This is a genomic window from Pseudoalteromonas sp. MBR-15 (genome assembly GCF_053628915.1).
The window spans coordinates 20,701-38,300 of record NZ_JBRJHH010000008.1; the positions used below are offsets into that span (position 1 = coordinate 20,701).

Sequence of the window (17,600 nt, forward strand, 5' to 3'; positions counted from 1 at the left end):
AAGCTTAACGAAGCTCAGCATAGCCTGCAACTAGATAAGGTCAGTGGAAATATTTTCCTCTTCATACAGTTTTGCATGATGATGCTTATGAATATCAAACAAGTATTGACGCATAGCGTCTTCACCTTCGCAAATTTTTTCTATTTTAGCTGCAACGCCATTACTTGTGACACGCACAGGTTTTGCACTAATGACGACATGCTCATTATTAGGCAGATTAAAAGCGAGTAAAATTTCTTTATCGAGCGTTTCCTCAGCATTTTTGGCTTGCAACAATACGCCCGTGCTAGACAGTGAAATAATCAGGTATTGTTCTGTTTGCAATTCTAGGTTGGGGGTACGCCAGCTGCGTTCAATTCCTTTTGTATCGATCACTTCGGGGGCACTTAACGTGGGGGTAACTTGCCCTTTGTCGTCAACAATAAACTCAAGTGGAAACCACAATTGATAAATACCCACTTCAGCAAGTAAGGTTAGCTTGGCATTGTTTAACAGACCATTCAGCTTGTCGGGTAAATTAAAGTTAACAGAGATTTTAGTGTCGGTTGTTAAATCTTTTACACCGTGTTCTGCCTCAAATAGGCTGTTGAAAAAAGAGAGCTCTTGTTCTGATAAATGTGACATTTATAACTCCTTTTAAGCGCCTTCAACGCATGGTAACTCAATATTATAATTTGTACAAATTTCGTACATATGCTAAGCACTTATTATGCCAAGTGCGTTGTGATTTATTTTGTTGCTCATTTCACTTACACTGGGGGAAATAGTTTACAAGGATTTTATTTTGTCGAGTTTGACGGGTGTTAATAAGAGTTTAGTGATATTTGCTGCATTAGTTATTGTTCTAGCAGGAATTAAAGCTGCAAGTGTGATTGTTATTCCATTTGTCTTGGCGGCATTTATTGCCATTATATGTAATCCCTTAATTCGTTTTTTTGCCCGATATGGCATCCCCAAAGCGATAGCAGTGATATTTGTAATGATGATAATTGTTGGTGTGGGGATCAGTCTTGCCGGGTTGGTTGGGCAATCGATGACAGATTTCTCGAAAAATCTCCCAGAATATAAAGCGCAATTAAAAGAAGAATTTGTGTGGGTAGTCAATGTTGCCGCGCGTTACAACATTTTGATAGACAAAGAACAAATAATATCACTGTTTGATCCAGGTAAAATAATCGATGTTGCCACTAACATGCTAACGGGGCTGGGTGGTGTAATGGCAAATCTATTTTTGATTATTCTAACCGTAGTATTCATGCTGTTTGAAGGCCCTATGTTGGGCAAAAAGATACATTTGGCATTAGATGACCCCGAAATGAAAATGAAGCAAATTGACCGTTTCTTAGACTCTATTAACTCCTATTTAGCCATAAAAACGATGGTGAGCCTAGGCACGGGTCTGCTGGCTGGTTTTATGCTTTGGGCGCTTAATGTTGATTATTTTGTGCTGTGGGGTGTTGTTGCTTTCATGTTTAACTACATTCCTAATATAGGGTCGATTATTGCCGCGATACCTGCAGTATTATTGGCGCTGATAACCCAAGGCCCGCTGGTGGCCAGTTTTATTGCCGGTGGTTATCTCGTTATTAACACTGTAATGGGAAATATTGTTGAACCAAAATTTATGGGTAAAGGCCTAGGTTTATCAACGCTGGTGGTTTTTTTATCGTTAATATTTTGGGGATGGCTCATGGGTACTGTAGGTATGTTGTTGTCGGTACCGCTTACGATGATCGTTAAAATTGCGCTAGAGACAAGTCAAGAAGGACGCTGGCTTGCTACTTTGCTTGGTAATGGTGAAGAGTTAAAACTAGAAGATTAATAAAGGCGCTTAAGCGCCTTTTTTAATTTAATGGTCGTTGTAAAACTTTAATATGATTTTCTAAAATCTCAATCTCACAGTGTTTATAGGTAATTGCCGCTGTTGTTGCATTTGGCATTTTTTGTAAGTAGCGCCAACGACAGCTGTCTTCTAAATAACGTTCTTGGTTTTTTAAACTACGCTGAAAAATAGGCAAAAGTTGACTATTACCTGTCTCTTCTTTAATTTTTTCGATATCCATTGTAAGTTTGTTGACCCACATTTTATGGTCACGTTGTAAATCTTCAATGGTTTGATCTAAGCATTGAATATAATGCCTAGTTTCATCAGGATGATTGCCTTTAAGCACACAGTTTTGATCTGCGATTGCATGCGAGCTGAGGGCGAGTAAGCTTATTAGGGCTGATGAACTGAATAAAGAAGCTCTATTTTTTATCATGATAATTAAACTCTAAGATAAACTCTGCACCACCTAGTTTTTCAGCATCGCTGATTGTTAGTGTGCCATTGTAGGAGTTTACTAAATCGGAAACGATGGCCATACCCACCCCATGACCGCTCTCGTAAGTGTCTAGACGTGTGCCACGTGTTAATAACGATTCACGCTTATCGTGTGGGACACCCGGGCCGTCATCACAGATACTCACAGTTAACGTTTTATTTTGTATAACCTTTATATCGACCTGAGAACGGCAGGCTTTACATGCATTATCAATTAAATTCCCAAGTAGCTCCATTAAATCAGTTTTATCCCCTAAGAAGTAATCTTTTTCGCTCACCTCTGAAGTAAAAATAATATCTTTATCACGATACACTTTAGTCATTGCACTTAGGATAGAATCAATAACAGGTTTGATGTGGGTTTGCTTTTTCCACGTGTCAGATGCTCCCGTTGCAGCGCGTTTTAATTGATGTTCGATCATCACATTTATGCGGTCTAGCTGTTCTTGTGCATCTGCGTCATTGGCTAAAGGGCTCGACTTTAATACAGCCAACGGTGTTTTTAGGGCATGCGCCAAGTCGCTGAGTGAAGCACGGTAACGTTCTTTTTGTCGCTGCTGTGATTCAAGCAAAAGGTTTAAATCGGCTTTGATTGTTTGTAGCTCAACAGGGTAAAGCCCTCTTATTTGTTGATTATCACCCGATTCAATCGCTTTAATTTCTTTATCTAACCGTTGTAAAGGTCGCGCACTCCAAACAAAGCCGATTGCCATCAATGCCGCAATGGCTACCCCCATTACATACATCCAATTGACGAGTGTTTGTTTAAAACCATCCATTAAACGCAATAGGGCGTCGTTGCGTTTGAGCAAAATGAAGCGAGCATGTTCTGATTGATCGATGTTTTCTAATATAACGGTGAGCGTTAATTGCCAGTACACAACATTATTGTACTCTACACGGCGAAAATCAGCGGAGCCTGCAGGCGCTTCAAAGTTATCGGGAATAAAATTAATATTTGTGGCTGACTCAGAATACCAGACGGGTAAATCACCTCGGTAAATCATTGCATAGGTATCTGAATTTAATCGGTTTAATTCTGGCGTTAAAATTGTGCTTGGCATCACAATACCACGCTCGGTGAAATCAACTTCAGAGATCAATGAGTAAAGGTGAGCTTCAAGGGTTTTTTCGGTCGCTTCGACTAAGGAGGCATAATAAGCTTTACCAATTGAGAAAAATAAAATGGGTAAAGCGACCAATAAAACAAAGACAAGGATAAATCCTTGCCTTACTTTAAGCGGAATTTGCGATGCTACCACTGACTTTTAAGCCTGTAACCACGGCCGCGTAATGTTTCAACAGGGTTCAATGTACCCTCAGGGTCAAGCTTTTTACGCAAACGTAAAACAAAAACTTCGATAACGTTTGAGTCAAGGTCAAAGTCTTGGTCGTATATATGCTCAGTTAACTCAGATTTTGAGATCACTTTTTGCGGATTAACCATCAAGTACTCTAACACTTTGTATTCGTATGCCGTTAAGCTTAATTCTCTGTCATTAACCCAGACTTGTTGTGAGCGGGTATGGATTTTTATCGGGCCGGCTGTCATTTCTGGGTTTGCTTTACCTGCACTGCGGCGGATAAGTGCATTACAACGGGCAATTAACTCTTCAACATGAAATGGTTTTGTTAAATAGTCATCTGCGCCAGCATCTAAGCCTTCTACTTTATCTTGCCAACGGTCACGTGCTGTTAAAATCAAAATAGGGATTGTAATACCCTGAGCACGTGCTTTGTTGATTAGCTCAATACCATCAATTTTTGGTAAGCCAAGATCGACCACAGCCATATCAAGCGGGTACTCTGTAATATGAAATAAACCAGCTTCACCGTCGTGACAAAGGTCTACACTATAACGCTCTTTTTCTAGAGCATTACGAAGGTTGTCTGCTAAATGTAAATCATCTTCAATTACTAAAATTCGCATTCTTAATCCTTTTTCACTTCGCCAGTTTTTTTGTTCACGTGGACATCAACCACATGGCCGTTCGTTTTTAAAATTCTCACGGTATATATTTTTTCTTGCTCTGTGATCTTGAGGGTTCGGCCATCTTCAGCTTTTTTAGCTATAACAACAGCTTGCTTTTTAGTCACCTCAGCAGGTTGCTTGTTATTTGCAGCAGCTTGATAGCTTGAAAGTGCAAATAGTAGGCTAAAACTGAAGGCTAACAATACGCGCATGATGGGGAACTCCTAAACCAGACCCTTTTAGTTTAATTAACCAATTAACTAAAACTCAAGTAAAAACGTTAAATTAAGTGATTCAACGAGCAAATTTTAGTTAATAAGCAGTGAACAAACACTGAATTGTTGCTTCAGTTAAGTTCAGGCCTAAAAGGGCTTAACCAAATACTTTTTTAAACGGCTTAACCACAGAATTATCATAAACGCCCGCAGCGATATAAGGATCGTTGGCTGCCCATTCGCGAGCCGCTTCTAATGATTCAAACTCTGCAACGACTAAAGAGCCAGTAAATCCAGCTTCGCCAGGATCTTCATTGTCAGTTGCTGGCAATGGGCCTGCAGTGAATAATCGGTTTTGATCGGCTAACTCTTGCAGGCGAGCTAAGTGAGCAGGACGTGCAGACTTACGTGCCTCTAAACTATTTTCAACATCTGTTGAATAAATCATATACAACATGGTGTGTTCCCAAAGTAATTTTTGAAAATAGTAGCATATTCTTGTCAATAGACGAGAAGTTATTCGCGTAATAATCTTTACAGCTGGGCATATAGCTTTAACTTATAAAGCTTGAAATACGCGGTGTAACACTGGTAGAGTCGCGGGATTGAAAAAATAATAATAAGGTTTTTAAATGAGCGAAAAACGCGAGCATTTTAGCTCCCGCCTCGGTTTTATTTTAGCGGCAGCGGGTTCTGCTGTAGGAATTGGTAACTTAGTGGGTTTTCCAGTTTCGGCAACTAAAAATGGCGGTGGCGCTTTCCTTTTAGTTTATGCACTGTTTGTCATTTTTATTTGTTTACCGGTAATGATGGCCGAAATGGCAATGGGTCGCAAGGCGCAAAAAGATCCCCTTGGTTCGTACAAGCTTTTAGCGGGTAATGATCCTAAATGGAACTTTGCAGGCTTTTTAGCAGTATTAACGCCATTTATGATTGCTGTTTTTTATATGGTAATCACAGTGTGGATTTTTGGTTATTTATCGCAAACCGCATTGGGTAATTTAGATGCACTCGCTCAGCCAGATAATTTTGGCACGTTTATAAACAGTTATACTGTGTTTGGTTACATGGCTGTTGTCGCCATTATTGTAAATTTAATTCTGGTGGGTGGTGTTAAAGAAGGTATTGAAAAAGCCGCGAAGTTTATGATGCCAGCGCTTTTTGTACTTTTAACGGCCTTAGTTGTTTATGTATTAACCCTTGATAATGCTATGGCGGGTGTTAAATATTACATCGTTCCAGATTTTAGTAAAATGGATGCTAGCGTATTAAATGGGGCATTGGCTCAAGCGTTTTTCTCTTTATCGTTAGGTATGGGTATCTTAATGACCTATGCGTCGTATATTTCTAAGAAAGATGACATTGTTGGCAGTGCAAAAATGGTCGCGGTCACGGATTCATTAGTGGCATTTATTGCTGGTCTTATGGTGTTACCTGCTATTTTTAGTTTTAACCCAAATACAGATCCAAGTACGTTATCAGACTCATCAGTATCAATGATTTTTGTGTACTTACCCAAAATTCTGTTAGCTCTTCAAGCTGACATCGGATACTTTGGTGCGTCGGTCGTTGCTTTTGTATTTTTCTTATTGGTGTTTTTTGCCGCAATTACGTCATTAGTTTCAATTGTTGAAGTACCAACAGCAACGCTAAGCGATCGTAAAGGTATTAGCCGTAAAAAAGCGTTAGCTATTTTAACGCTTTCAACAGGTGTTTTAACGGTTTTATGCACCATGTCGTTTGGTATGGTGGAGTCGTTAACGTCGTTTGTAAATTATGGTGGCGCAGATAAAAGCTTATTCGATATTGTTTATGACGTGTTCTACGATACTATTTTGCCGCTGAATGGTTTAATGGTGTGCTTGTTCGTTATGTATCGCTGGAAAAAAGCAAATCTATCTGAAGAGTTAAGCCAAGGTTGTGAAGGTTATATAGGCAGCTTTACAGAAAAGTATGTGAACTTCTCTTTATCAACATTTATTCCGGCTATTTTACTGCTTATATTTGTAAATACTGTCGCAACGAAGTTCTTTGCATTTAGTATTTTCGGATTTTAAAAACCCGTTCGTTATTGAGCCGCGCACCTTGCGCGGCTTTTTTATATTCGCTAAATAGCCCCTGCATCTAAAACATCACCCAGTCCCAAAGTAAACATCCAAAGCCCCCATAAGCTGTGCTCGATAACACAAACAAAAGTGGAGCGGCTTTTCGCATATGTATAGGAGAACAACAGGCCGCCCATAAAGGCAAGCAGTACCGCAAGTACATTGGCATAGACAATATGAGCGAGGGCAAAGACTGAAGCACTCACAAAAATCCGCACTGTTTTGCTTGGCATAATGCGTTTATAACGGTGAAAAAAATACGTCCTAAAAATCAGCTCTTGTGGCATCACAGATAAAATAGGATAAAGCAGCAACAATAACAGCCAGTCGTTGAATGAGTTTCGGGGTAATGAAAACCAATTTTCTTGATTTATGATGCCGTAAAACATACCTGAAAAGAGTGCACCTAAAAAGAAAAAGCTAAATAGCCTGCGCTTAACGGCACTAAATTGACCAAGACTGGTTAAACGAAAGCGCTTAAAGTGGGGGTCTGATAACAGTAACATCCCGCAGACACTCATTAAAATGATTAGGGCGGGTATCAGCCAATTCGCAAGGTGTGCGCGTAACAAGAAGCCTAAAAGCGGAAGCGAAACAAATATGAGGGTAAATTCAAACCAGCGGTATTGATTGGCGTTCAATGTCGTCTCAGCGCGTTTTTTGTTTACCTTACCAAGCTAAGACGACAGTTTTATGACATTACAGTTCTTTCGTATCGGTGTTTTCGTCATCTTCGGGTAAGTATTTGAACAGCAGGATAATGGTCGCAAGTACGCAAACAAAGGTGATACCCATTAAACCAAATACTTTAAAGTTAACCCAAAAATCGAGTGAAAAATTATAAGCAATATAAATATTAAGTGCTGAGATACCCGCTGTAACAGCCACCCAGAATAAATTTAGTTTATTCCACAAGGAGTCGGGAACAATGACTTCTTGTTTACTTTCTGAGGCATTTTCTAAAATTGAACTCAATGCTTTTTTTACGAGGTTTTTACCAAGTACATAACGGCTAAATAATAAGGTGAAACTTAAAATTGCGTATACAATTGTGGCTTTCCATTTTACAAATTGCTCATCATGGAAAACTAACGTTAATGTTCCTAGCACGACGGCAATAGCAAAAAAGACCCAGTGGCGAGTCGGTACTTTACCTTCCTTAAAATAACAATACGCAACTTGTATCAAGGTAGTTAGCATAAGTACTGCTGTTGCCCAGTAAATATCAACGAGTTTGAAAACCGCAAAAAACAGAATCAGCGGAATATATTCAATAATTGCATGCATAGATTTTAAAATGCTCTCATTTAAAAAGATAATGGGTTGTATCAATATATTGGCTAAGATACAAGGTTGACTTAGCTTTCCTTAACGCTTAGCCTGCCGAGCCAATTTGACCTAAACCCGTGTTTAGGTTGTTTTACCTTATCTTTTTCCGCTTAACCTTAGATGATTAAGCGGCGTATTTTGGAGCAGTTTATGAATAAAGCCGCCTTAGTGTCACAAATGGCAGCCCACAGTGAATTAACTAAAAAAGACACCCAAGCAGCGCTGAATAGTATGTTAAATGCCATTGAAAAATCACTCTCAGAAGGTGATCAAGTACAAATTAACGGGTTTGGTACCTTTGCTTTAAGTTATTACCCAGCACGTAAAGGCCGCAATCCACAAACGGGTGAAGAAATTGAAATTGAAGGCGCAAATAAACCTGTTTTTAAGCCTGCTAAAGCTTTAAAGGATATTCTTTAAGTAGGATTTGCAAAGGCACTGTAGTATTTACAGAGCTTGTCGCAACTCATTTAATTTAATTTCAATAATATCAATGCATTAAGCTTGGCATGTTGTCTGCTTTTACTGGTGTAGTTTCACAGTAATAAGGAGGTAACATGTCAGATTTAAACAGCCAACTTAATGGTAAAAAGATTGCAATTCTAGCCACCAATGGCTTTGAACAAAGCGAACTACTGTCACCCCGAAGCGCTTTATTAGAAGCTGGGGCGCTAGTCGAAGTGGTATCTCTTGAACGTGGGGATATTACAGGCTGGAATGAAAATCAATGGGGGGAGCGTGTCACTGTAGACCGTGTTGTGAGTGAAGCTGACTCAACGGAGTATGACGCGTTATTACTGCCAGGTGGATTATTTAATCCAGATACGTTACGACAAGATAGCGATGCAAAAGCATTTGTGGATGGCTTCTTCAGTGCCGGTAAGAACAAACCGATTGCGGCGATATGCCACGGCCCATGGTTATTAGCCGAGATTAACAAATTACGTGATCGGAAAGTGACCTCTTATCCGAGCATTAAAACCGACTTAATTAATGCTGGTGCCAATTGGGTTGACCAAGAAGTGTGTGTCGACGAAGGGATTGTAACAAGCCGCAGTCCTGCTGACTTAGAGGCGTTCAATCGTAAGTTTATTGAGGAAATAAAAGAAGGCGTTCATCGTCATCATTAGTCATAAGCAGCAAAAAAGGGCCACAGGGCCCTTTTTTAATATTGGTTGCGCGTTACTTCGTTGCCGCTTTCATACTGGCAACAAACGCCTTTAAACCACTTAGCATTGCTGCTTGGTCGTCAAGGTATGCTTCGATGATTTTTACAACCGCAGAGCCTGAAATTGCACCAGCAGCACCCGATTCAAGCGCCGATTTCACATCATCAGGTGTTGATACACCAAAGCCGAGCAAAGCAGGGGCTGCATGGTACTCTTTTAACTTTTTAACCAATGAATCAGCAGGCATTTGTGCTTTGGTTTCAGTGCCCGTAACCCCCGCGCGTGAAAGCAAGTAGGTATAACCACGGCCATAAGATGCACACTGACGTAAGGTGTCGTCATCGGCATTCGGGGTTGCGATAAAAATTGGGTCAATGCCATTTTTCATTGCCGTTTGACGAAACAGCTTTGATTCGTGCAGCGGCACGTCAGCCACTAAAATTGAATCAACACCGGCGTCTTTTGCATCGTGATAGAACTTTTCGATGCCCCGTTTAAACACAAGGTTTGAATACAGTAATAAACCGATGGGAATGTCGGCATTGTATTCACGTACTTGTTTAATAATATCAAAACAGTCTTGGGTATTTATGTTCTCATCAAGTGCGCGAATGTTCGCTGCTTGAATAACTGGGCCATCGGCAATTGGATCTGAAAACGGGATACCTAGCTCAAGCGCATCTGCGCCGCCATCTATCAAACTTTTGATGATTTCAACACTGAGCTCTTTATTAGGATCGCCAATGGTGACAAAGGGCACAAACGCACCTTGGTTTGTCTCGTTTAATGTGGCGAACATGTGTCCGTAACGATTAGTTTGGCTCATAGCGCGCCTCCTTCTGATAAAACACTGTGAACGTGAGCCAAATCTTTATCGCCTCGGCCACTTAAATTAACCACTAAAATTGTGTCTTCGGTTTGTTGCTCGGCATATTTCAGTGCATAAGCCAGTGCATGACTCGATTCTAGCGCAGGGATGATCCCTTCATTTTTAGCAAGGAGCTGAAATGCTTCAAGTGCTTCGGTATCGGTAATACCGACGTACTGAGCTCGGCCTGTTTCATGTAAATGAGCGTGTTGAGGACCTACAGCAGGGTAATCAAGGCCAGCAGAAACAGAGTAAGACTCTTCAATTTGGCCATCATTATCTTGCATAATGTACGTATAGGTGCCGTGTAAAATACCTTTCGTGCCTTTACATAAAGTAGCACCGTGCTGGTGGGTATCTAAGCCTTTACCCGCAGGCTCTACACCAATGAGTTTTACACTTGGCTCATCGATAAAATCAGTGAACATACCAATGGCATTTGAGCCACCCCCTACACAGGCTAATACGGCATCAGGCAAACGGCCTTCTGCTTTTAATACTTGCTGTTTTGCCTCTTCGCCGATCATTTTTTGGAACTCGCGAACCATGGTCGGGAATGGATGCGGACCTGCTGCTGTACCTAGCAAATAATGGGCATCTTTGTAGTTTGCAGACCAATCACGAAGTGCTTCGTTTACTGCGTCTTTTAACGTACCAGAACCGGCTGTTACAGGTATAACTTCTGCGCCCATTAACTTCATACGAAACACGTTAGGCTGCTGACGCTCAACATCTTTTGCACCCATATAAACGCGGCATTTTAAACCAAGTAGGGCACACGCAAGTGCTGTTGCAACACCGTGCTGACCAGCCCCTGTTTCTGCAATCACTTCTTTTTTACCCATGCGTTTTGTTAATAACGCTTGGCCCAGTACTTGGTTGGTTTTGTGTGCACCACCGTGAAGGAGATCTTCACGCTTTAAATACAATTTAACCTTGGGGTTTTTTATTAAGTTTCGGGTTAACGTTAATGGCGTTGGACGACCTGCGTACTCATTCAATAATTTTTCAAATTCTGCCTGAAAAGCAGGATCGTTTTGTGATTTATTAAACTCTGCTTCTAATTGCTTAAGTGCTGGTACAAGCAGTTGTGGTACGAACATACCACCAAATTCACCGAAATAAGCTGGATTTTGCATTCTAACCTCAATAATTTCTGATATGCGAAAACGCATTGTGTAATTTTGTTGGGCATTTTTTACCTGCTGACGCTTCTACGCCAGAATTTAGGTCAAGCCCCTTGGCACCGCGATAAAGCGCTGCATGAATATTCTCTGGATTTAAGCCGCCCGCTAACATAAATGGCACTGTGGCTGTGTCTAATATTGACCAATCAAAGGCTTCGCCAGTGCCACCTTTTTGGGTTTTGCTGTATGTGTCGTATAAGTGGCGGTCAACCCCTTCCAGCGGTTTTGGTAACGTGCCATTTACCGCTTGCGCTTTCCAAATCTCACAGCCAAGTGGCAACTGCTTTCTGAGACTTTGAATATACTCGCTATTCTCATCACCATGTAATTGGACGGCGGCTAATTTTAGGCTTTGTGCGTAGTCAACGACTTGTTCAAGTGGTGCGTTAACAAACACGCCAACATAGGCAAGCGGGGCACTTTGTGTCACTTGTTTTGCGCAGTCAATATCAACATAACGAGGCGATTTAGGGTAAAAAATTAACCCTCCATACACCGCACCACTTTGATAAGCAGCCTCAGCATCTTGTGAACGGGTTAAACCGCACACTTTATTTTCACCTAAAATCACCTTGCGGCAAGCTGCGTCTAAATCGCGTTCAGCCATGAGTGAACTGCCAATTAAAAAACCGTCACATAAAGGAGCAAGGCGTTTTACATCGTTGTGTGTGTATATACCAGACTCTGAAATAACTACTTTGTCGTTTGGTATTAAGGTGCGTAAGCGTTCAGTGGTTGCCAAGTCAGTACTTAAATCACGCAGGTCTCTGTTGTTGATGCCAATCAAACGAGCATTCAGTGCAAGTGCACGGCTCACTTCTTCTTCGTTGCTAACCTCAGTCAGCACCGACATATTTAAAGTATCTGCGACGTTATGCAGTGCTAAGTATTGCTCATCATTGAGTACTGACAGCATTAATAAAATGGCATCACCGCCTGATAACCGTGCCAAATACACTTGGTACTCATCGATGAAAAAGTCTTTACAAATAATCGGCTGCTCAACCTGACTACGCACATACTCAAGGTAGTGATAGCTTCCTTGAAAATATTTCTCGTCGGTTAATACGCTTATACAGGTTGCGTATTTTTTATAGACCGCGGTAATTTCATCTAAGTTAAACGGTTCACGAATAAGCCCTTTAGAAGGCGATGCTTTTTTACATTCTAAAATAAATTGTGTGCCTTTTGCTGCCAGCGCACCTTCAAAATCACGGGTGGTTGGCACAACATCCGCAATGAATGATGTAAGTGGACGCTGTGCTTTTCTGGTTTCAAGTTCGATACGTTTGTCGGCAACAATTTTGTCTAATACGTTAGCCATGACTTACCTCAATAATTGCGTTCAATGTGTTCATCGCGCTGCCAGATGCTAACAACTCGGTTACGTGTTTCGCGGCTGTTTTTAAGTCGCTTGCTTTGCCTGTTAGGTAAAGTAGCGCTGCAACGTTGGCAATAATGGCTGCGTTGTGAGCGTCTTCCCCTTGGCCTTGTAAAATCGCTAAACTGGCTTTCGCATTATATTCTGGGCCTTGACCTGCTAATTGTTCAAGTGAATAGTTTGCAAGACCAAAATCGTTTGCTGTCAGCGTATACTCGGTTAGCTTGCCATCATTGAGCTCAACGACGTTGGTTTCGCCGTGTAGCGCAATTTCGTCGGTACCGGCTCCATGCACTACCATAGCGCGTTGTGTGCCGAGGGTTTTTAGGGTTTCGGCCATCGGTAAGCAAAGAGATGCATCGTAGACACCAAGCAATTGCACGTGGGGTGCGGCTGGGTTGGCAAGCGGACCTAAAATATTAAAAATAGTGCGGCTTTTCAGGGCAGTACGTACCCCCATCGCATGACGCACACCACTGTGATAATGCGGGGCAAATAAAAATGCAAAGCCAGTGTTTTCTAAGCATGTGGCAGCTTGCTCTGGGCTCATATCAATATTGATGCCCAAGGCTTTTAGTAAATCAGCTGACCCCGAGTTACTCGATACGCTACGGTTGCCATGTTTTACCATATTGATACCCGCGGCTGCGGCAACAATGGCAGCCGTGGTACTTATATTAATCGTATTTGAGCCATCGCCACCGGTACCGCAGCTATCGGCTAACAGTGTTTTACTGGTGGTAAATGGCACTGCGTTGGCGCGCATAGATGCTGCAGCGCCAGCGATTTCGTCGCTCGTTTCACCTTTAAATTTTAACGCGATAAGTGCAGCAGTTAGCTCTATATCATTTAATTGGCCATTCATTATTGCATCGAATAAGGCACTTGATTGCTCAAACGATAAGTGTTGATTGGCCAATAATTGGTTTAACGGGGATAGGGTTGTTGCTTCCATGTTATTCCTCTACTGCACGCGTGCGGTTAAAAACTCAATACTTTGCTGTAATAGCAAGGCGCCGTTTGGCGTTAAAATCGATTCTGGATGAAACTGGTAACCAAGTGCATTATCTTGCGGGTGATAAATTGCCATTGGAATATTTTCATACGAGGCAATGACATCGACTGCGTCTGGCACTTTAGTTGCCATGAGTGAGTGATAACGCGCTACTGGCATTTTTTCACCCATCCCTGCAAATACAGGATGATCAGACAACGCAATAATCGACGATTTACCATGTACGGTTTCACCTGCATGGCCAATCACGCCACCATAACTTTGTGTTAATGCTTGTTGGCCTAAACAAATACCTAGCATTGGGAAACGTCCCTTACAAAGCTCTATTAATGCCATTAAGCAGCCCGCATCTGAGGGGGCTCCCGGCCCAGGTGATAACACGAGTAATATTGGCACAGTTTCTTGGCACATTTTGTTATAAATGCTTTGTGCACTGATATTGTTACGGTATACCACTAACTCGCACCCTAACATAGAAAGTTCATCGACTAAGTTATAACTAAATGAATCAAAGTTATCTAAAAAGTAGATTTTATAGGCTGATGGTGTGTTCATTATTGTGCCTCATAAGTCGATTGAATTGCGGTAATCACTGCTTGTGCTTTAGCACGCGTTTCATTGGCTTCTGACTGCGGGTCTGAATCAAACACCACGCCAGCACCTGCCTGTACATAAGCCATGCCGTTTTTCACAAAGGCTGAGCGAATTACAATACAGCTGTCCATCGCACCATCACCGGTTAAATAACCAACTGCACCACCGTAGCTACCACGGCGCTTTTGTTCTGTTTGACGTACAAGTTCAGCGGCTCGTACTTTGGGAGCACCGACTAAGGTGCCCATATTCATACATGCTTGATACGCATGCAGAGCATCAAGTTCAGGTTTTAATGTACCGACCACGCGTGAAACTAAATGCATCACTTGTGAGTAGCGGTCTACTTTTAATAGCTCTTTGGCATGGCGTGTACCCGGCACGCTTATACGGGCGACATCGTTACGGGCTAAATCGACCAGCATTAAATGTTCGGCGCGCTCTTTTTGGTCGTTACGTAGTTCAAGTTCAATGCGGCTGTCTAAATCTGGGTTTATTTGTCCATTGGCAAATTTACCGCGTGGGCGGGTACCTGCAATTGGATACACTTCAACTTGCTTGCTATCAACACAATATTTAAGTGCTGACTCAGGCGATGCACCAAATAACACAAACTCTTCGTCGCGCATGTAAAACATGTAAGGACTGGGGTTTTGTTGCTTAAGTTGGCTGTAGGCATGAAGTGAATCTGGGCAGGCAAGAGAAAAAGTACGTGATGGTACGACTTGGAAGATATCGCCATCGACAATGTTCTTTTTTAATTTGATGACATGCTCGCAGTATTGCTCATCGCTGACATCAACCGAGACAGGGCTTGCACCGTTTTGCTTTTGTCCTTGGTATTGCGCTGCGTTGTCACATACGCTGTTCAAGCGTTCTAGCTGCTGACCGACTTCGAAGCAGTTGGCGTGCACTTCTGGGCCGTTAAACACATTACCAATCAACTCGGTGGTTTTGGCTTGATGGTCAATTATCACAAGTGTTTCGGCTAAATAGAAAACATAGTCTGGGCAGCTGTTTTCACCTTCAGGTACGTCAGACAGCGTTTCAAAATTTGCGACCATGTCGTAGGCAAACACCCCGCCAAGAAAGACTGAAAAAGGGTTGTCTGTGGTGCTTTTTATACTGTTTATACAGCTACGAAGAGCGCTAAAAGCATTGTCGGCAATCAGTTTGCTGGCTTCGTCAATATCGCTCGCTACTTCGTTGTAGGTCAATGTGAGTGTGTCTTCAATAAGCACTGCATCGCAGTTTTGCACATGGCTTTGTAAATAAGGTAGTAATTGTTTACCGTTATTTGACTGTGCTGTCAGTGTGACGTGTTTACCATGGCAAACAATACGTAGCGCTGAGTCAACCAAAATTAGGCTTTTGACACTGTCTTTAGAGTCAATTTCTGCAGACTCTAACAGCAGTGAATTGGGTTTATCGAGTAAACTGTATAACGCAAGTGGGCTACTAATGTAGTCACGCACTTGAGTGATACTGGTTACCTCACCCGGTGTCGTTGTTATATGACTAAAAATCAAACCTTATTCTCCCTCATTCCCAAAAATAAAAACCCCGCAAAGCGATGCTTAAGCGGGGTTCGTATAATAATGTCTATAAATTAGATAGACCCTTACCGTCCCGCTAAGCCAGGCGCCACCACCAATGATGTGTAAGAGTTGCTATGTTATTCATTTATAAAACCTTAAAATTTAGATATAAAAAAACCCGCTGCATGAGCGGGTTTTGAAATCGTATAGACACGACAATTCGTCACCCGCTAGTTACGAGTGCCACCACCAAATTGTGATTTGAATTGTTTTGTTCATTGTTATTTCTTTTTCAACGTGTCTTAAAGTGCATACAGTAAAGCGTACCTGAGCCGATACTGTCAAGCATTAATTTACAACAATTAGTATAAAATCTTTGTTATACTCCTATCAATGATTCAAGAACTTACGTTAAGCAGTCTTTTCCTTTGATAAAATACGATTTACATAGCCACACCACATATTCTGATGGTCAGCTATCAGTCGAGCAACTATTACACCGCGCGGTTGAAAAAAATATAGATGTGTTCGCAATTACCGATCACGACACATTGGCGGCGATAGCCCCTGCACGTGACATCATTGCGAATGACGATTTACCGCTTAAATTAATTGCCGGTGTTGAAGTGTCAACTAAGTGGGAAAGCTTTGAAATTCATATTGTTGGTTTAAATATCGACGATGAGAATGAAGCCTTGATTTCGCTATTAAGCTCGCAACAGGCGAAGCGTGAAGAACGTGCTATCGAAATAGGTCATCGCCTCGCAAAAAATGGCTTTGAAGGTATTTATGACGAAGCGAAAGCATTTGCCGACAATGCCCAAATTACCCGCGGGCACTTTGCTCGTGCACTTATTGAGCGCGGCGTGGCCAAAAACTTTCCAGGTGTCTTTAAAAAATACCTAGGCCGTGGCAAAACAGGCTATGTACCAAGTTGCTGGTGCAATATGCAAACGGCGATAGCGGCTATTCATCAAGCGGGTGGGGTGGCTGTGCTGGCGCACCCCGGTCGTTATCAAATGTCGAATAAGTGGTTGCGTAAGTTGATAGTCGAGTTTAAAAACGCGGGGGGCGATGCAATGGAAGTTGCACAACCCCAGCAAGCACCGAGTGAACGCCAGTTTTTAGGTGAGCTTTCTAGAGAATATGATTTACTCGCCTCACAGGGGTCAGACTTTCATTTTCCTACAAGCTGGTTGGAGCTGGGAAAAAATTTATACTTACCCAAAGATTGCCAAGGTGTTTGGCAAGCGTGGGAAGGGCAATAGGAGCGTGTAATGAGTCAGTTTTTTCATATCCATCCAGATAATCCACAACCGAGATTAATTAGTCAAGCTGTTGATATTATTAAACAAGGTGGAGTTATCGTGTACCCAACTGATTCGGGTTATGCGATTGGTTGCAGTATTGGTAATAAACAAGCAAAAGAGCGCATAGAACGTATTCGAGGCATTGAAAAACACCATAATTTTACCTTGGTATGTCGCGATTTATCTGAGCTCTCAACATATGCACGTGTAGACAATCAGCTGTTTAGGCTGATTAAAAATAACACACCAGGACCGTACACTTTTATTTTTAAAGGAACCAAGGAAGTTCCTAAGCGTTTACTAAACGAAAAGAAAAAAACCATTGGTATTCGCGTTATTGAACACCCGATTACATGTGCCTTATTGGCTGAATTAGGGGAGCCGTTGATGTCGTGTTCCTTAATTTTACCGGGTGAGCAATTCACCGAAGCTGATCCCGATGAAATTCGGGATCGCATCGAAAAGCAAGTTGATTTAATTATTCATGGTGGTTATCTTCCTGAACAGGCCACTACAGTGATTGATTTATCAGATGATGATATCGAAATTTTACGTGTTGGTTGTGGCGATACTAAACCGTTTGAAATATAGAGA

The 17,600-nt window shown here is 41.8% G+C and carries 20 protein-coding genes; 6 read left to right on the forward strand and 14 right to left on the reverse strand.

The window, feature by feature from the left end; all coding sequences use genetic code 11:
* Window positions 1-30 precede the first annotated feature (30 nt).
* Entirely contained in the window at window positions 31-624 is a 594-nt protein-coding gene (locus ACSSVW_RS11980) for a hypothetical protein (RefSeq protein WP_454179401.1), read from the reverse strand.
* 160 nt (window positions 625-784) lie between these two features.
* Between ACSSVW_RS11980 and ACSSVW_RS11985 the strand changes: the two genes are divergently transcribed.
* The gene (locus ACSSVW_RS11985) at window positions 785-1,822 is read left to right on the forward strand and encodes an AI-2E family transporter (RefSeq protein WP_036969008.1); all 1,038 of its coding nucleotides are present in this window, start codon (window positions 785-787) and stop codon (window positions 1,820-1,822) included.
* Between the two features lie 22 nt (window positions 1,823-1,844).
* Here the strand turns inward: ACSSVW_RS11985 and ACSSVW_RS11990 are convergent, their stop codons facing one another.
* The 5 genes from ACSSVW_RS11990 to ACSSVW_RS12010 form a co-directional block, all read right to left on the reverse strand.
* Window positions 1,845-2,261, reverse strand: coding sequence for a hypothetical protein (locus ACSSVW_RS11990; protein WP_454179402.1), 417 nt, complete (start codon window positions 2,259-2,261; stop codon window positions 1,845-1,847).
* The gene (locus ACSSVW_RS11995; protein ID WP_074988346.1) at window positions 2,248-3,585 is read right to left on the reverse strand and encodes an ATP-binding protein; all 1,338 of its coding nucleotides are present in this window, start codon (window positions 3,583-3,585) and stop codon (window positions 2,248-2,250) included. The genes ACSSVW_RS11990 and ACSSVW_RS11995 overlap by 14 nt, the downstream gene beginning before the upstream one ends.
* Window positions 3,579-4,253 carry a response regulator transcription factor gene (locus ACSSVW_RS12000; protein WP_036969002.1) on the reverse strand — a complete coding sequence of 225 codons (675 nt, stop codon included), beginning with the start codon at window positions 4,251-4,253 and terminating at the stop codon, window positions 3,579-3,581. Before ACSSVW_RS12000 ends, ACSSVW_RS11995 begins: the two co-directional genes overlap by 7 nt.
* Before the next feature lie 2 nt (window positions 4,254-4,255).
* A complete protein-coding gene (locus tag ACSSVW_RS12005; protein ID WP_036969000.1) occupies window positions 4,256-4,507 on the reverse strand; it encodes a PepSY domain-containing protein in 252 nt (83 codons plus the stop codon).
* Between the two features lie 160 nt (window positions 4,508-4,667).
* Window positions 4,668-4,967, reverse strand: a complete 300-nt coding sequence (locus tag ACSSVW_RS12010; RefSeq protein WP_036968998.1) for a YciI family protein — start codon at window positions 4,965-4,967, stop codon at window positions 4,668-4,670.
* Window positions 4,968-5,142: 175 nt separating this feature from the next.
* Between ACSSVW_RS12010 and ACSSVW_RS12015 the strand changes: the two genes are divergently transcribed.
* On the forward strand, window positions 5,143-6,567 hold the full coding sequence (locus ACSSVW_RS12015) for a sodium-dependent transporter (protein WP_036968996.1): 1,425 nt from the start codon (window positions 5,143-5,145) through the stop codon (window positions 6,565-6,567).
* Window positions 6,568-6,617: 50 nt separating this feature from the next.
* Here ACSSVW_RS12015 and ACSSVW_RS12020 read toward each other — a convergent pair whose 3' ends face one another.
* Window positions 6,618-7,256, reverse strand: a complete 639-nt coding sequence (locus ACSSVW_RS12020; protein ID WP_036968994.1) for a CPBP family intramembrane glutamic endopeptidase — start codon at window positions 7,254-7,256, stop codon at window positions 6,618-6,620.
* A 58-nt stretch (window positions 7,257-7,314) separates the two neighbouring features.
* Window positions 7,315-7,902, reverse strand: coding sequence for an inner membrane-spanning protein YciB (locus ACSSVW_RS12025; RefSeq protein WP_036969278.1), 588 nt, complete (start codon window positions 7,900-7,902; stop codon window positions 7,315-7,317).
* A gap of 192 nt (window positions 7,903-8,094) precedes the next feature.
* Here ACSSVW_RS12025 and ACSSVW_RS12030 point away from each other — a divergent pair, with 192 nt between their 5' ends.
* Both ACSSVW_RS12030 and ACSSVW_RS12035 read left to right on the forward strand, forming a co-directional pair.
* A complete protein-coding gene (locus tag ACSSVW_RS12030) occupies window positions 8,095-8,364 on the forward strand; it encodes an HU family DNA-binding protein (RefSeq protein WP_065979805.1) in 270 nt (89 codons plus the stop codon).
* Window positions 8,365-8,501: 137 nt separating this feature from the next.
* Complete coding sequence (locus ACSSVW_RS12035) at window positions 8,502-9,074, forward strand: type 1 glutamine amidotransferase domain-containing protein (RefSeq protein WP_036968990.1); 573 nt, start codon at window positions 8,502-8,504, stop codon at window positions 9,072-9,074.
* Between the two features lie 52 nt (window positions 9,075-9,126).
* On the opposite strand, the gene trpA is transcribed toward ACSSVW_RS12035, so the two are convergent.
* From trpA to ACSSVW_RS12065, 6 genes are read right to left on the reverse strand one after another with little or no spacing between them, the layout of a single operon-like run.
* The gene (gene trpA / locus ACSSVW_RS12040) at window positions 9,127-9,939 is read right to left on the reverse strand and encodes a tryptophan synthase subunit alpha (protein ID WP_454179403.1); all 813 of its coding nucleotides are present in this window, start codon (window positions 9,937-9,939) and stop codon (window positions 9,127-9,129) included.
* The gene (trpB, locus tag ACSSVW_RS12045; protein ID WP_036969276.1) at window positions 9,936-11,120 is read right to left on the reverse strand and encodes a tryptophan synthase subunit beta; all 1,185 of its coding nucleotides are present in this window, start codon (window positions 11,118-11,120) and stop codon (window positions 9,936-9,938) included. Before trpB ends, trpA begins: the two co-directional genes overlap by 4 nt.
* Before the next feature lie 7 nt (window positions 11,121-11,127).
* A complete protein-coding gene (gene trpCF, locus ACSSVW_RS12050; RefSeq protein ID WP_118844200.1) occupies window positions 11,128-12,492 on the reverse strand; it encodes a bifunctional indole-3-glycerol-phosphate synthase TrpC/phosphoribosylanthranilate isomerase TrpF in 1,365 nt (454 codons plus the stop codon).
* Window positions 12,485-13,504, reverse strand: coding sequence for an anthranilate phosphoribosyltransferase (gene trpD / locus ACSSVW_RS12055; RefSeq protein WP_074988339.1), 1,020 nt, complete (start codon window positions 13,502-13,504; stop codon window positions 12,485-12,487). Before trpD ends, trpCF begins: the two co-directional genes overlap by 8 nt.
* Before the next feature lie 9 nt (window positions 13,505-13,513).
* Window positions 13,514-14,119 (reverse strand): aminodeoxychorismate/anthranilate synthase component II, encoded by a 606-nt coding sequence (locus ACSSVW_RS12060; protein ID WP_454179404.1) that lies wholly within the window; start codon window positions 14,117-14,119, stop codon window positions 13,514-13,516.
* Complete coding sequence (locus tag ACSSVW_RS12065; RefSeq protein ID WP_036968981.1) at window positions 14,119-15,687, reverse strand: anthranilate synthase component 1; 1,569 nt, start codon at window positions 15,685-15,687, stop codon at window positions 14,119-14,121. Before ACSSVW_RS12065 ends, ACSSVW_RS12060 begins: the two co-directional genes overlap by 1 nt.
* A 437-nt stretch (window positions 15,688-16,124) precedes the next feature.
* Here ACSSVW_RS12065 and rnm point away from each other — a divergent pair, with 437 nt between their 5' ends.
* Together rnm and ACSSVW_RS12075 are read left to right on the forward strand one after the other, a co-directional pair.
* Window positions 16,125-16,964, forward strand: a complete 840-nt coding sequence (gene rnm / locus ACSSVW_RS12070; RefSeq protein ID WP_065979809.1) for an RNase RNM — start codon at window positions 16,125-16,127, stop codon at window positions 16,962-16,964.
* A gap of 9 nt (window positions 16,965-16,973) precedes the next feature.
* Complete coding sequence (locus tag ACSSVW_RS12075; protein ID WP_036968977.1) at window positions 16,974-17,597, forward strand: L-threonylcarbamoyladenylate synthase; 624 nt, start codon at window positions 16,974-16,976, stop codon at window positions 17,595-17,597.
* Window positions 17,598-17,600 lie beyond the last annotated feature (3 nt).

Coding starts and splice junctions, on each gene's coding strand:
- trpB (WP_036969276.1), bottom strand. CDS start 11,120: ATGCAAAATCCAGCTTATTTCGGTGAATTTGGTGGTATGTTCGTACCA.
- ACSSVW_RS12000 (WP_036969002.1), bottom strand. CDS start 4,253: ATGCGAATTTTAGTAATTGAAGATGATTTACATTTAGCAGACAACCTT.
- ACSSVW_RS12030 (WP_065979805.1), top strand. CDS start 8,095: ATGAATAAAGCCGCCTTAGTGTCACAAATGGCAGCCCACAGTGAATTA.
- ACSSVW_RS12010 (WP_036968998.1), bottom strand. CDS start 4,967: ATGTTGTATATGATTTATTCAACAGATGTTGAAAATAGTTTAGAGGCA.
- ACSSVW_RS12005 (WP_036969000.1), bottom strand. CDS start 4,507: ATGCGCGTATTGTTAGCCTTCAGTTTTAGCCTACTATTTGCACTTTCA.
- ACSSVW_RS12075 (WP_036968977.1), top strand. CDS start 16,974: ATGAGTCAGTTTTTTCATATCCATCCAGATAATCCACAACCGAGATTA.
- ACSSVW_RS11990 (WP_454179402.1), bottom strand. CDS start 2,261: ATGATAAAAAATAGAGCTTCTTTATTCAGTTCATCAGCCCTAATAAGC.
- ACSSVW_RS12015 (WP_036968996.1), top strand. CDS start 5,143: ATGAGCGAAAAACGCGAGCATTTTAGCTCCCGCCTCGGTTTTATTTTA.
- trpD (WP_074988339.1), bottom strand. CDS start 13,504: ATGGAAGCAACAACCCTATCCCCGTTAAACCAATTATTGGCCAATCAA.
- trpCF (WP_118844200.1), bottom strand. CDS start 12,492: ATGGCTAACGTATTAGACAAAATTGTTGCCGACAAACGTATCGAACTT.
- ACSSVW_RS12060 (WP_454179404.1), bottom strand. CDS start 14,119: ATGAACACACCATCAGCCTATAAAATCTACTTTTTAGATAACTTTGAT.
- ACSSVW_RS11980 (WP_454179401.1), bottom strand. CDS start 624: ATGTCACATTTATCAGAACAAGAGCTCTCTTTTTTCAACAGCCTATTT.
- ACSSVW_RS12035 (WP_036968990.1), top strand. CDS start 8,502: ATGTCAGATTTAAACAGCCAACTTAATGGTAAAAAGATTGCAATTCTA.
- ACSSVW_RS12025 (WP_036969278.1), bottom strand. CDS start 7,902: ATGCATGCAATTATTGAATATATTCCGCTGATTCTGTTTTTTGCGGTT.
- trpA (WP_454179403.1), bottom strand. CDS start 9,939: ATGAGCCAAACTAATCGTTACGGACACATGTTCGCCACATTAAACGAG.